The sequence below is a fragment of the Polaromonas sp. P3_B4 genome, from assembly GCF_056402835.1.
Window position 1 is genome coordinate 1128006 of record NZ_JBFUGQ010000001.1, and the last position, 13218, is coordinate 1141223.

Consider the following 13218-nt stretch of genomic DNA (forward strand, 5'->3'; position numbering starts at 1 on the left):
CGACCGATGGGGCGCGTCGGGAGATTGCGCGCGGGATCATTGGGCCGTGGGGACTTGGCGTGTGGTTTTGAGGTACTGGACAAAACCCGGATCGGCAAAAGCAGCGGGCGGGAGTTCGTCCGTAAGCAACGCCACATCGACTTCTGCCAGTTCCTGGGCGCGGTTATCGTTCTGGATCGAATTGATGGCCAGCAGGCCGACAACCAGTGCAACAAGGGGAAGGACCGAACCAATCCGTGCCCACCAGCTCAGGCCGTCATCAGATCCCCATGACAGGGCGGCACTTGTGCCAACGCCGACGACGCTGGTGGCGGTTTGTGTTTTGGCGGCTTTACGTTTTGAAACAGCTTGGGCGCGTGCGGCGCGCAGGCGCTCGGAAATGTCGTAAGGCAGGTCTGCAGCTCCTGCGGACAGGTAGGACGCGGTCTTCAGGCCAAAGCGGTCCTGCAGGATTTCGGCTCTTTTTTGTAGTGAGTTAGTCATAGTTTTATACCTTTGGCACTCAGGGCTTTGCTGAGGGCGTGAACTGCACGGGAACAATGTGTTTTGACACTGCCCTCCGAACAGCCCATGGCGGCTGCTGTTTCAGCGACATCCATTTCCTCCCAGTAACGCATCAGAAAGGCTTCCCGTTGACGGCCCGGCAATTCCTTTACCTGCAGTTCGATCTCATGCAATATTTGCGCCCGCTCAGTAGCATCCTGGGCGCTCTCTGTACCCTCTGAGTTGGTAAGGCTCTCTAAAGTTTCCAGAAGATCGAAATCTCCGTCTTCTCCCTGCGATTCAAAGTCGCTCATGTTGGAGAAAAGCGCGTTCCGGGTCTTGCGGCGGCGGAACCAGTCCAGCGTGGTGTTGGCCAGGATGCGCTGGAACAGCATGGGTAGCTCGGCCGCAGGCTTGTCGCCGTAGTGCTGGGCCAGCTTCATCATGCTGTCCTGAACGATGTCAAGGGCCGCTTCTTCATCCCGCACGTGGTAGATGCTGCGCTTGAAAGCCCGTTTTTCAACGCTTTTCAGGAAATCCGAGAGTTCTTGTTCAGTTGCCAACGGTGTGGGGTTCCGGTTCGTCCAGCGCTGCACAGGGTGGTGGTCTGCGGGTACTCGCAGGGCCGATGCCGATAAGGCATGTGTCCAAGGATACAGCTGGAAAATTATCGCATCCCGGCCGGTCCCGGCTGCGATTTTTCACCGCGTGCAGCCATTGCGCAACGCGAAATGTCATAATACGGCCTGCAATTCAAAAGGCAAACGGGTCATGACTCGGCGGTTTATGTTTCCGCTCATGGTTTTGGCCTCAAGTCTCGACGCTGCTTCACAAGAGTGGGCGAAGAGGCACCCAAGGTATTTCGTTAGAGAAATTCACAAAGGTTCATCATGGAAATCTCCAAAGCGGAAATCGCTTCCGCGGCAGCTGCGTCTGCACAAACAAATTCTCAAGAACTCCGCGGCGCGGAAATCCTCATGAAGTCCCTTCAGGCTGAAGGCGTCAAATACATGTGGGGTTATCCGGGCGGTGCAGTCCTGCATATCTACGACGCCGTCTACAAACAGGACTCGATCCAGCATATCCTGGTGCGTCATGAGCAGGCCGCTGTGCACGCAGCCGACGGCTATGCTCGCGCCACAGGCGAGGTGGGCGTGGCGCTGGTCACTTCCGGCCCGGGCGTGACCAACGCCGTGACCGGCATTGCCACCGCCTACATGGACAGCATCCCGATGGTCATCATCACGGGACAGGTTCCTACCCACGCCATCGGGCTGGATGCCTTCCAGGAATGCGACACCGTCGGTATCACCCGGCCCATCGTGAAGCACAACTTCCTGGTCAAGGATGCGCGGCACATGGCCGAAACCCTGAAAAAGGCGTTTCATATCGCCCGCAGCGGCCGGCCCGGCCCTGTGGTCGTTGATATCCCCAAGGACGTGTCCTTCAACAAGGTGCCTTACAACGGCTATCCGCAAACCGTTGAGATGCGCTCTTACAACCCGGTGCGCAAAGGCCATGGCGGGCAGATCCGCAAGGCCCTGCAATTGCTGCTGGCGGCCAAACGGCCCTATATCTACACCGGCGGCGGCGTGTTGCTCAGCAATGCCTCGCAAGAACTGCGCACGCTGGTCGACATGCTGGGCTACCCCTGCACCAACACCTTGATGGGCTTGGGCGCCTATCCGGCCAGCGACAAAAAATTCCTCGGCATGCTGGGTATGCACGGCACCATAGAAGCCAACAACGCGATGCAGCATTGCGACGTGTTGCTGGCGGTAGGTGCGCGTTTTGATGACCGCGTGATTGGCAACCCCAAGCATTTCGCGCAGAACGAACGCAAGATCATCCACATCGACATCGATCCTTCCAGCATTTCGAAGCGCGTGAAGGTCGACATTCCAATCGTGGGCGACGTGAAGGATGTACTGACCGAACTGATTGCCATGATCAAGGAATCCGGCCTCAAGCCTGACGCGAACGCGCTGGGCGGTTGGTGGGACACGATTGAAGGCTGGCGCAAACGCGACTGCATGAAGTACAGCATGGGCAAAGGCGACGTCATCAAGCCCCAGCATGTAGTCGAAACGCTCTGGAAGCTGACCAAAGACGCGGATACCTACATCACGTCGGACGTGGGGCAGCACCAGATGTGGGCCGCGCAGTACTACAAGTTCGACGAGCCGCGCCGCTGGATCAATTCAGGCGGCCTGGGCACCATGGGCGTCGGTATTCCCTATGCCATGGGCATCAAGCTGGCCAAGCCCGACTCGGAAGTGTTCTGCATCACGGGCGAAGGCTCGGTGCAGATGTGCATCCAGGAGCTTTCCACCTGCCTGCAGTACAACACCCCGATCAAGATTGTCTCGCTCAACAACCGTTACCTGGGCATGGTGCGCCAGTGGCAGGAAATTGACTATGAAGGCCGCTACAGCAGCAGCTACATGGACGCGCTGCCCAATTTCGTGAAGCTGGCCGAAGCCTATGGTCACGTCGGCATGCTGATCGAAAAACCGCAGGACGTGGAGCCGGCGCTTCGCGAAGCCCGCAAGCTCAAGGACCGCACGGTGTTCATGGACTTCCGCACGGACCCGACCGAAAACGTGTTCCCGATGGTACAGGCCGGCAAGGGCATTACCGAAATGCTGCTGGGGTCGGAAGACCTCTAGGCCCCACGCCAACCACACCCATTCATTCACCGTCACCTGACGAATCTATTGTCTGCCGAGCCTGCGCATTACCGTGCGCAGGGGAGGGCAGCGAAAAGAGGAATCTTCTTATGAAACACATCATTGCAGTTTTGCTGGAAAACGAGCCGGGCGCTCTTTCCCGCGTGGTCGGCCTGTTCTCGGCGCGCGGCTACAACATCGAAAGCCTGACCGTCGCCCCGACGGAGGACCCGAGCCTGTCGCGCATGACGATACAGACCACCGGTTCCGACGACGTCATCGAACAAATCACCAAGCACCTGAATCGCCTGATCGAAGTGGTCAAGGTTGTCGACCTGACCGAAGGCTCCTACACCGAGCGTGAACTCATGATGGTCAAGGTGCGCGCGGTCGGCAAGGAGCGCGAAGAGATGAAGCGCATGGCTGATATATTCCGCGGGCGAATCATCGACGTGACGGAGAAAAGCTACACCATCGAGCTGACTGGGGACCAGTCCAAGAACGATGCGTTTCTGGAAGCCATAGACCGCAGCGCGATCCTTGAGACGGTGCGAACCGGCTCCAGCGGCATCGGCCGTGGAGAGCGGATTTTGCGGGTTTGATTTAAGTCGTCCGTGCGCGCGTTTCGACAGGCTCAACGCGAACGGATTTTGAGTGGCGATATGCGTTTACCGTTCGCCCTGAGCCTGTCGAAGGGCATTTTCGCCAATACCTATTCTGGAGAGAAACATGAAAGTTTTTTACGACAAAGATTGTGATTTGAGCCTGATCAAGGGCAAAACAGTCGCCATCATCGGCTACGGTAGCCAGGGCCACGCGCACGCGCAAAACCTGAACGACAGCGGCGTGAAAGTGGTCGTCGGCCTGCGCAAGGGCGGCGCTTCTTGGCCCAAGGTCGAAAAGGCCGGCCTGAAGGTCGCTGAAGTCGCGGACGCGGTCAAGGCCGCTGACGTGGTCATGATCCTGCTGCCCGATGAACAGATCGGCGCGGTTTACAAGAACGACGTGGCTCCCCACATCAAGCAGGGTGCTTCCCTGGTGTTTGCCCACGGCTTCAACGTGCACTACGGCGCCGTGATTCCGCGCGCCGACCTTGACGTCTGGATGGTCGCCCCCAAGGCACCCGGCCACACGGTGCGCAATACCTACGCCCAGGGTGGCGGTGTGCCTCACCTGGTCGCAGTGCACCAGGACAAGTCCGGCAAGGCCCGCGACCTGGCCCTGAGCTATGCCATGGCCAATGGCGGCGGCAAAGCCGGCATCATTGAAACCAACTTCCGCGAAGAAACCGAAACCGACCTGTTCGGCGAACAGGCCGTTCTGTGCGGCGGCACCGTTGAGCTGATCAAGGCCGGCTTCGAAACACTGGTGGAAGCCGGCTACGCCCCCGAAATGGCCTACTTCGAATGCCTGCACGAGCTCAAGTTGATCGTTGACCTGATCTATGAAGGCGGCATCGCCAACATGAACTACTCGATCTCGAACAACGCAGAATATGGCGAATACGTGACAGGCCCGAACATCGTGACCTCGGCCACGAAAGACGCGATGCGCAAGTGCCTGAAAGACATCCAGACGGGTGAATATGCCAAGAGCTTCCTGCTGGAAAACCAGGCCGGCGCGCCAACCCTGCTGAGCCGCCGCCGCCTGAATTCCGAGCACCAGATCGAAATCGTGGGCGAAAAGCTGCGCGCCATGATGCCTTGGATCGCGAAAAACAAGCTGGTCGACCAGACCCGCAACTGATCCAAGCCCGTCAGGGCTTTGTCCTGCAAAAAGCCGCGCAAAGGTCCTGCGCGGCTTTTTTTCTGACCAGGGCAGACTGGATGGGATGAGGTGAAGGTTTCTGCCGGGGCCGATCTTGGTATCCTTGGCGGCTTGAGTCGACGGCTTATTCCTTCAAGGAGGCCCGGCTTCTGGATGGCATCTACAGATGCTATGAATTTGATAGCTGTTTGCGCGCACCAGTTGTGCCTCAGGAGTGTTTTTATGCATGATGGTGAAGATTCGGCGTTCCCTACCGAAGCGGTGGTGATACGCAAGCGACGCAAGGGCATTTACATATTGCCCAATTTATTCACGCTGGCCGCCCTGTTTGGCGGCTTTTACGCCATCGTCATGGCTATGAACGGGCGCTTCGACCAGGCCGCCATCGGTGTGTTTTGCGCCATGATTCTCGACAGCCTGGACGGCCGCGTCGCCCGGATGACCAACACGCAAAGCGCTTTCGGCGAGCAGATGGATTCGCTCTCGGACATGGTGTCTTTCGGCGCCGCACCGGCGTTGATCGCCTACGTCTGGGCCTTGACCAGCCTGGGGCGCTGGGGCTGGATAGGCGCCTTTGTTTACTGCGCCTGCGCGGCGTTGCGTCTGGCTCGCTTCAATGTGAACACGGCCGTGGTTGACAAACGTTTCTTCCAGGGTCTGCCGTCGCCCGCCGCGGCGGCATTGGTGGCCGGCTTTATCTGGCTGATGACCGATGCGGGAGTCAGTGGACTGGAAGTGCGCTGGGTGACCTTCGGCCTCACGCTCTATGCGGGCCTCACTATGGTCACGAATGTGCCGTTCTACAGCTTCAAGGACGTGCAAATGAAGCGCAGCGTGCCTTTCGCGGCCATTGTGTTGATTGCGCTTGGGATCGCCGTTATCAATATCCATCCACCGACCGTGATGTTCGGCCTGTTTGTGCTGTACGGTTTTTCGGGCTACGTGCTGTACGGCTGGCGTAAGGCCAAGGGCCAGCAGACCAGCGTGATCTCGACGTCCACCGACGAACCCGACGAGCGCGGCCTTCACAAATAATTGTGGTACATTGACCGTATGAAACAAATTTCGCTAGCACTACTGCTATCTGCCAACGGGCGGAGACGGTAGCGCACGCGTACACCTGATTCAACGGCCCGTTTGCACCAGCAACGGGCCGTTTTTCTTTGGGTTGCTGGTTTTTTGTAATCTTTGGGGTTGACGAGATGACCATGTTGAAAACACCTTCCAGCAAATACCAATCCTTCGCGCCAGTTCGACTGGCCGACCGCACTTGGCCCGACGCCGTGCTGACGCAAGCGCCCATCTGGTGCAGCGTGGACCTGCGGGATGGCAACCAGGCGTTGATCGAGCCAATGGATATTTCCCGCAAGCTCAGGATGTTCCACACCCTGGTGAAAATCGGCTTCAAGGAAATCGAGGTGGGCTTTCCATCCGCGTCCCAGATTGAATTCGACTTTCTCCGCCAGCTCATCGACGGGAATTTGATTCCCGATGATGTCACCATCCAGGTGCTGACCCAGGCGCGCGAGCCGTTGATCCGCCGCACTTTCGAGTCGCTCAAGGGCGCCAAAAAAGCCATCGTCCACCTCTACAACGCCACCGCGCCGGTCATGCGCCGCGTGGTGCTGGGCATGAATGAGGACGAGATTGTCCAGCTCGCGACCGACAATGCGCGGCTCTTCCAGCAACTGGCTGCGGCGCAGCCTGAAACGCAATGGACGTTCCAGTACTCACCCGAGATGTGGTCGGGCACCGAGCTGGCGTTTTCCAAGCGCGTTGTCGATGCCGTGACCGAGGTCTGGCAGCCGACGCCCGAGCGCAAATGCATCATCAACCTGCCGTCCACGGTGGAGCATTCCACGCCGAATATTTTTGCCGACATGATGGAGTGGATGCACCGCAACCTGGCTCGGCGCGACGCCATCGTGATCTCGGTTCATCCCCACAACGATCGCGGCACAGGCACCGCGGCCGGCGAGCTGGCCTTGATGGCGGGCGCCGACCGGATTGAAGGCTGTCTCTTCGGCAACGGCGAGCGCACCGGCAATGTGGACCTGGTGAATATCGCGCTCAATCTCTACACCCAAGGCGTGTCGCCCGGACTGGATTTCTCTGAAATCGACGAGATACGCCGCACAGTGGAGCACTGCAACCAGTTGCCCGTGCATCCCCGCCATCCTTATGCAGGCGATCTGGTCTACACCTCTTTCTCGGGCTCCCACCAGGACGCCATCAAGAAAGCCTTTGCCGCACGCAAAGAAGGCGATATATGGGACATGCCCTACCTGCCCATCGATCCCAAGGACCTGGGCCGCAGCTACGAGGCCGTGATCCGCGTCAACAGTCAGTCAGGCAAGGGCGGCATCGCCTACCTGCTGGAAAGCGAGTTCGGCCTCGAGCTCCCGCGCCGATTGCAGATCGAGTTCAGCCAGGTGGTGCAATCGGTGATGGATGCGACCGGCAAGGAGTTGACCGGCAAAGACATCTTTGCGCTGTTTGAGAAGGAATACGGCGTACAGACCGTAGCCGCACCGCAGCGTCTGGTGATTGAGGAAACCGGAAAAGCCGGCGGCGAGTCCTTCCACATCAAGGCCGAGGTTCAGCTTTGCGGCAGACGTCACGCCGTTGAGGGCACAGGCACCGGGCCCATTGATGCCTTCGTGGCCGGACTGGCTGCGGCGACAGGCCACACGGTTCGCGTGCTGGACTACCACGAGCACGCCATCGGGGCGGGGGCGAGCGCGCAGGCCGTGGCCTACCTGGAACTGCGGATCAACGACCAGACGCTGTTCGGCGTCGGTATGGATGGCAACATCATCTCCGCATCGCTCAAGGCCATAGTCTCGGGCCTGCAGCGCAGCAAGGCCAGCCAGCCTGCATGCGTTGCTACCATTACGGGTTAACCGCTCAGATCCCTCAAAACACAGAGCGCCCAACGCATCAGGAATCCCACCATGACTGACAAACTCATTATTTTCGACACCACTCTGCGCGACGGCGAGCAGTCGCCCGGCGCCTCCATGACCAAGGACGAAAAACTGCGGATTGCCCGCCAGCTGGAGCGCCTGAAGGTTGATGTGATCGAGGCCGGGTTTGCCGCCAGTTCCAATGGTGATTTCGAATGCGTGAAGGCTATTGCGGAGGTGGTGAGGGACTCCACCATCTGCTCGCTGGCACGCGCCAACGACAGGGATATTTCACGCGCCGCCGAGGCCCTGAAGCCCGCGGCCTCGGGACGTTTGCACCTGTTTCTGGCGACCAGCGCCCTGCACATGGAGAAAAAGCTGCGCATGACACCCGATCAGGTATTCGAGCAGGCCAAGCTCTCCGTGCGCTTTGCCAAAAACCTGATGGGTGATATCGAGTTCAGTCCTGAGGACGGTTATCGTTCAGATCCGGACTTCCTGTGCCGTGTGCTGGAGGCCGTGATCAAGGAAGGCGCGACCACTATCAACGTGCCGGACACCGTGGGCTACGCCATCCCCGAGCTCTACGGCAATTTCATCAAAAATTTGCGCGAACGCATACCCAACAGCGACAAGGCTGTCTGGTCCGTGCACTGTCATAACGACCTGGGCATGGCCGTGGCCAACTCTCTGGCCGGTGTGAAGATTGGCGGCGCGCGGCAGGTGGAATGCACCATCAACGGACTCGGTGAGCGTGCCGGAAATTGCTCGCTCGAAGAAGTGGTCATGGCTGTGAAGACCCGCAAAGATTACTTTGGCCTCGAACTCGGTATAGACACGCAGCACATCCTGGCCGCCAGCCGCATGGTGAGCCAAACCACGGGCTTCGTGGTGCAACCAAACAAGGCCGTGGTCGGCGCCAATGCGTTTGCGCATGCCTCGGGCATCCACCAGGACGGCGTGCTCAAGGCGCGCGACACCTATGAAATCATGCGCGCCGAAGACGTGGGCTGGAGCGCCAACAAGATCGTGCTGGGCAAGCTGAGTGGACGCAATGCGTTCAAACAGCGCCTGCTGGAGTTGGGCGTGGCCATGGAAAGCGAAGCGGACATCAACAATGCCTTCGCAAAATTCAAGGAGCTCGCAGACCGCAAGAGCGAGATCTTTGACGAAGACATCCTGGCGTTGGCGAGCGATGAAAGCGCTTCCCACGACAACGAGCAGTACGGCTTTGTGTCCCTGTCGCAACACAGCGAAACCGGCGAACGTCCCCAGGCCAGCGTCGTTTTCACTGTGGCCGGCAAGGAAGTCAAAGGCGAATCCGACGGCAACGGCCCTGTTGATGCCTCCCTCAAAGCCATCGAGTCACACGTCAAAAGCGGTGCGGAAATGGTGCTTTACTCCGTGAACGCCATCAGCGGGTCGACGGAAAGCCAGGGAGAAGTCACGGTGCGCTTGCAGAACAGCGGGCGGGTGGTGAATGGTGTGGGCGCCGACCCCGACATTGTGGTGGCATCGGCAAAAGCCTATTTGAGCGCGTTGAACAAGCTCCAAAGTAAAGCTGACCGCGTGGCGGCACAGGGATGATGTAACAATTCGGAAAATAAAATCCTTTGTATTCAATGACTTAGCGTTGAATCTGGGTGCAGATGGGGCTTCAGGCGTTAAAAACGTCACAAAGTGATTGTATTTTTAGGAAAGTCGCGCAAGTTTTTGATATTGCGTGACTTTTTCTATTTGTATACACTCCAGCCATCCCATTCATTGCAATCCACGCAGGCAAGACCATCATGTCTCATCAGATTTTCAATCGCGCATTAAAAATCGTTGGATTCATGGCCCTGATCGCCGCCTTTGCAGTACCAGCCGCGAATGCGGCAACCGCCAAAAAAACCATTGTCAAAAAGCAGCACGCCTCGTCCAAGGCGTCGGTTTCCCAAAAAGTTATTTCCACACGCAAGAGCGTACGTTTTGTTGCAGGTACAAAACGCAGAAGCATCATCCGCGTGTCCATTCCGGCCAAACCATCCTTCGGTCAGATTGCCGGTTTGCACGGCTCGCAAGATCCCCTTGAACTGAAGTCCAGCGTTGCGCTGGTGATCGACCAGGACACACGTGAAGTGCTGTTCAGCAAGAACGATCATGCTGTGTTGCCGATCGCATCCCTCACCAAATTGATGACCGGCGTCATCGTCAGCGGCGCCAAGCTGCCCATGGATGAGCTCATCACGATCACGCAGGACGACGTTGACACCGAAAAGGGAAGCAGTTCACGCCTGAAGGTCGGCACCACGCTCACGCGTGGTGAACTGCTCCACCTTGCCCTGATGTCCAGCGAGAACCGCGCTGCGCACGCCTTGGGCCGTACCTATCCCGGTGGCATGGGCACGTTTGTCAGCCTGATGAACGCCAAGGCCAAAATGCTGGGCATGACGGACACCAGCTATGTAGAACCCACCGGCCTTTCCAGCCGCAATCAGTCCAGTGCGCAGGATCTGGCGACGCTGGTCAACGCTGCACATGGCGACCCGATGCTGCGCGAGCTCTCCACGTCGACGGGTTATCAAGTCGCTGTCGGCACCCGCACGCTGCAGTACAACAATACAAATCGCCTGGTGAAGAATCCCGACTGGGATATCGGCCTGCAAAAAACCGGCTACATCTCTGAAGCCGGCCAGTGCCTGGTCATGCAGACCAAAATCGCGGGCCGCAAACTGATCATGGTGTTTCTGGATTCCGCCGGCAAGCTGAGCCGCTTGGGTGATGCCGAACGTGTACGCCGCTGGGTGGAGTCGAATCCGGTGGCCGAACCCAAGGTGAATGTCAGCACTTCCATCAAGCAGGTAAACGGCTGAGCATTCCCGAGGTGCGCAGCCTGCTATTGTATTGATAGCTGCTTGCGCCCGACCTGATTGGGCTGCAGCCTATTTTTACTTGGGTTTGTAGCCCAGTGCGGCTGAAATCTCATTCGCAGTCGCCTGCAGCTTGGGCAGCCAGTGTTCGTCCAGCCGGTCGGCCGGGGCCGAAATCGACAAGCCCGCTACCAGCTGGTTCTGGTCATCGTAAATACCTGCAGCCATGCAGCGCACTCCCAACTCCAGTTCTTCGTTGTCGCGTGCGATGCCGTATTGGCGCGCTTTGGAAAGCTCGCGTTCCAGAATTGGCAGCTGCGTGATGCTGTTGCGTGTCTGCCCCGGCAGGCCGGTGCGCGTCGCGTAGGTCCGCAGGCGCTGCGGGTCGTCAAACGCGAGGAACAGTTTGCCCACAGACGTCAAATGCAGCGGCGCACGACCCCCGATGGCCCGCACCACCTGCATGCCGGAGCGTTCACTGTAGGCTCGCTCCACGTACACGATTTCATCGCCCTGGCGCATGCTCAGGTTGACCGGTTGCTGTGTGAGCTTGTGCAACTCGCGCATGGGCAGCAGCGCAGCGTCGCGGACGTCCAGACGGGCCTTGACGAGGTTGCCCAGCTCCAGCAGTCGCATGCCCAGCCGGTAGCTGCCCGCTGCGGGGCGATCCACAAAACGACCCGTGGCCAGATCGTTCAGGATGCGATGTGCGGTAGAGGGGTGGAGCCCCGACTTCTCGCTGATTTCCTTGAGCGAAAGCGCTTCCTCGCGGTTCGCCAGGATTTCGAGCAGCGTGAACATCCTTTCAATGACCTGAACGGTCGGCGTGGCGGGAAGGGCTGAGTCGGGCTTTTTCATTTGCAGGCTTTCTGCTGCAAATTTTACCCTGTGAAATCCCGATGCGCTGGATGGGGTGCCTGGTTGGCCTATGCCTATGCCTGGTCGGATGACCTGCCTGTATTTTCTACCGCAGGCTCTGCGGACAGCACCCACTGCCCGTCGATCAGCACTTCGTTGGGCCTGAATCCGGCCTTGTAATTCATTTTTGGGCTTTCCGCGATCCAGTAGCCCAGGTACACATAGGGTAAATCGAGGCGCCGGGCCTGCTCGATCTGCCACAGCACGCTGTAGTTGCCGTAGCTTGCGCGGCCATCCGGCTCATAAAACGTATAGACCGCGGAAATGCCGTCTTCCAGCACATCAAGGATGGACACCATCTTCAGGGCGCCCGGTTCGCCGTCAGGCAGGCTTTCACGAAACTCAACCAGGCGCGAATTCACGCGGCTTTGCAGGAGAAACTGTGTGTACTGGTCAATGCTGTCATGGTCCATGCCGCCGCCTGCGTGGCGGCCGTTCTGGTAACGCAGGTAGAGCTGGTAGTGCTCCGGCATGAAGCAGAGCTTGAGGATGCGGGCCTGCAGCGTCTGGTGCCGCTTCCAGGCGCGGCGCTGGCTGCTGTTCGGGCTGAAGCTGCCAACAGGCACCCGTAGCGGGACGCAGGCCTGGCACCCATCACAGTAGGGGCGGTAGGTGAACATGCCGCTGCGCCGGAAGCCGTTGGTCACCAGGTCCGAATAAGCGTCGTTGTGGATGAGGTGGCTGGGTGTGGCAACCTGCGAGCGGGCCTGCTTGCCCGGCAGATAGCTGCACGGGTAGGGCGCCGTTGCGTAGAACTGCAAGGTTTGCAGTGGCAGGTCTTTGAGATGTGTCACGGTAGGTCCAGGGTTCCCTTCGTTCCCGTCGTCAGTATCTGATTCCAGTATACGGGCTCAAAGCGCCAGCCGGGTCCCGTTTTACCCACGCTTTGCCCGAGGTGGGCAACAAATTCCGCCCGGCTGATTTCCCCCGCGCCCAGGGACGCCAGGTGATGGGTATTTTGCTGGCAATCAATCATGGTGATGTGATGTTCACGGCAAAAAGCCACCAGTGCCGCCAGCGCGATTTTGGATGCATCGGTCTGGTGCGCAAACATCGATTCGCCAAACACCATGCGGCCCAGATTCACACAATACAGGCCACCCGCCAGCTCGCCGTCGATCCAGGTCTCCACGCTGTGCGCATGGCCTGCCTCATGAAGAGCGGTATAGGCCTGCACCATGTCAGGAACAATCCAGGTACCGGGTTGGCCGGAACGCGGCTTGCTGGCGCAGGCGTCGATGACGCGCTCAAAGGCGCTGTCGAACCTGATTTCGCAGCGAGGCTGTTCCTGAAAACGAACTACCGTTTTGCGCAGCGACCGGTGCAGCTTGAAGTGGCGAGTCTGCAGCACCATGCGAGGGTCAGGGCTCCACCAGAGCACGGGCTGGCCGAGGCTGTACCAGGGGAAAATGCCCTGCGAATACGCATGGACCAGGGTCGGCACATCCAGCGCTGCACCAGCCGCCAGCAAACCGGGTGCCGGGTCATGAGGTCCCCACGCGGTATCCAGCGAGGGAAAGTTTTCGCCGGCGGCAAGCCAGGGCACGGGGCGCGGGAGTTTACCCATGGTTTAAAAATGGACAGTCATAAAGCCATTAAAACAGTGGGCCGTGAAGGACATGC

The 13218-nt window shown here is 58.9% G+C and carries 12 protein-coding genes; 7 read left to right on the plus strand and 5 right to left on the minus strand.

What is annotated here, in order from left to right:
* Positions 1-36: 36 nt before the first annotated feature.
* The gene (locus AC1DVV_RS05515) at positions 37-483 is read right to left on the minus strand and encodes a DUF3619 family protein (RefSeq protein WP_477689060.1); all 447 of its coding nucleotides are present in this window, start codon (positions 481-483) and stop codon (positions 37-39) included.
* Positions 480-1046, minus strand: a complete 567-nt coding sequence (locus tag AC1DVV_RS05520; RefSeq protein WP_457279761.1) for an RNA polymerase sigma factor — start codon at positions 1044-1046, stop codon at positions 480-482. The genes AC1DVV_RS05515 and AC1DVV_RS05520 overlap by 4 nt, the downstream gene beginning before the upstream one ends.
* 327 nt (positions 1047-1373) lie before the next feature.
* Here AC1DVV_RS05520 and AC1DVV_RS05525 point away from each other — a divergent pair, with 327 nt between their 5' ends.
* The 7 genes from AC1DVV_RS05525 to pbpG all read left to right on the plus strand — a co-directional run bounded on the left by AC1DVV_RS05525 (position 1374) and on the right by pbpG (position 10680).
* Positions 1374-3152: an acetolactate synthase 3 catalytic subunit gene (locus AC1DVV_RS05525; RefSeq protein WP_457278606.1), complete on the plus strand. Its 1779-nt coding sequence runs from the start codon at positions 1374-1376 to the stop codon at positions 3150-3152.
* 110 nt (positions 3153-3262) lie between these two features.
* Positions 3263-3754 carry an acetolactate synthase small subunit gene (ilvN, locus tag AC1DVV_RS05530; RefSeq protein WP_011483239.1) on the plus strand — a complete coding sequence of 164 codons (492 nt, stop codon included), beginning with the start codon at positions 3263-3265 and terminating at the stop codon, positions 3752-3754.
* 127 nt (positions 3755-3881) lie between these two features.
* Positions 3882-4898, plus strand: coding sequence for a ketol-acid reductoisomerase (ilvC, locus tag AC1DVV_RS05535; protein ID WP_348050421.1), 1017 nt, complete (start codon positions 3882-3884; stop codon positions 4896-4898).
* A 243-nt stretch (positions 4899-5141) separates the two neighbouring features.
* Complete coding sequence (gene pssA / locus AC1DVV_RS05540) at positions 5142-5954, plus strand: CDP-diacylglycerol--serine O-phosphatidyltransferase (RefSeq protein WP_457278605.1); 813 nt, start codon at positions 5142-5144, stop codon at positions 5952-5954.
* Positions 5955-6127: 173 nt separating this feature from the next.
* Positions 6128-7822 (plus strand): 2-isopropylmalate synthase, encoded by a 1695-nt coding sequence (leuA, locus tag AC1DVV_RS05545; protein WP_477689061.1) that lies wholly within the window; start codon positions 6128-6130, stop codon positions 7820-7822.
* A 51-nt stretch (positions 7823-7873) separates the two neighbouring features.
* Positions 7874-9412 carry a 2-isopropylmalate synthase gene (locus AC1DVV_RS05550; protein ID WP_457278603.1) on the plus strand — a complete coding sequence of 513 codons (1539 nt, stop codon included), beginning with the start codon at positions 7874-7876 and terminating at the stop codon, positions 9410-9412.
* Between the two features lie 203 nt (positions 9413-9615).
* Positions 9616-10680, plus strand: a complete 1065-nt coding sequence (gene pbpG, locus AC1DVV_RS05555) for a D-alanyl-D-alanine endopeptidase (RefSeq protein WP_477707127.1) — start codon at positions 9616-9618, stop codon at positions 10678-10680.
* Between the two features lie 75 nt (positions 10681-10755).
* On the opposite strand, the gene AC1DVV_RS05560 is transcribed toward pbpG, so the two are convergent.
* From AC1DVV_RS05560 to aat, 3 genes are all read right to left on the minus strand, one after another.
* Positions 10756-11535, minus strand: a complete 780-nt coding sequence (locus tag AC1DVV_RS05560; protein WP_457278601.1) for an IclR family transcriptional regulator — start codon at positions 11533-11535, stop codon at positions 10756-10758.
* Between the two features lie 74 nt (positions 11536-11609).
* Complete coding sequence (locus tag AC1DVV_RS05565; RefSeq protein ID WP_457278600.1) at positions 11610-12389, minus strand: arginyltransferase; 780 nt, start codon at positions 12387-12389, stop codon at positions 11610-11612.
* Positions 12386-13162 (minus strand): leucyl/phenylalanyl-tRNA--protein transferase, encoded by a 777-nt coding sequence (gene aat / locus AC1DVV_RS05570; protein ID WP_457278599.1) that lies wholly within the window; start codon positions 13160-13162, stop codon positions 12386-12388. The genes AC1DVV_RS05565 and aat overlap by 4 nt, the downstream gene beginning before the upstream one ends.
* Between the last annotated feature and the right edge of the window lie 56 nt (positions 13163-13218).

Coding starts and splice junctions, on each gene's coding strand:
- AC1DVV_RS05550 (WP_457278603.1), top strand. CDS start 7,874: ATGACTGACAAACTCATTATTTTCGACACCACTCTGCGCGACGGCGAG.
- AC1DVV_RS05525 (WP_457278606.1), top strand. CDS start 1,374: ATGGAAATCTCCAAAGCGGAAATCGCTTCCGCGGCAGCTGCGTCTGCA.
- leuA (WP_477689061.1), top strand. CDS start 6,128: ATGTTGAAAACACCTTCCAGCAAATACCAATCCTTCGCGCCAGTTCGA.
- ilvC (WP_348050421.1), top strand. CDS start 3,882: ATGAAAGTTTTTTACGACAAAGATTGTGATTTGAGCCTGATCAAGGGC.
- AC1DVV_RS05515 (WP_477689060.1), bottom strand. CDS start 483: ATGACTAACTCACTACAAAAAAGAGCCGAAATCCTGCAGGACCGCTTT.
- pbpG (WP_477707127.1), top strand. CDS start 9,616: ATGTCTCATCAGATTTTCAATCGCGCATTAAAAATCGTTGGATTCATG.
- aat (WP_457278599.1), bottom strand. CDS start 13,162: ATGGGTAAACTCCCGCGCCCCGTGCCCTGGCTTGCCGCCGGCGAAAAC.
- ilvN (WP_011483239.1), top strand. CDS start 3,263: ATGAAACACATCATTGCAGTTTTGCTGGAAAACGAGCCGGGCGCTCTT.
- AC1DVV_RS05560 (WP_457278601.1), bottom strand. CDS start 11,535: ATGAAAAAGCCCGACTCAGCCCTTCCCGCCACGCCGACCGTTCAGGTC.
- pssA (WP_457278605.1), top strand. CDS start 5,142: ATGCATGATGGTGAAGATTCGGCGTTCCCTACCGAAGCGGTGGTGATA.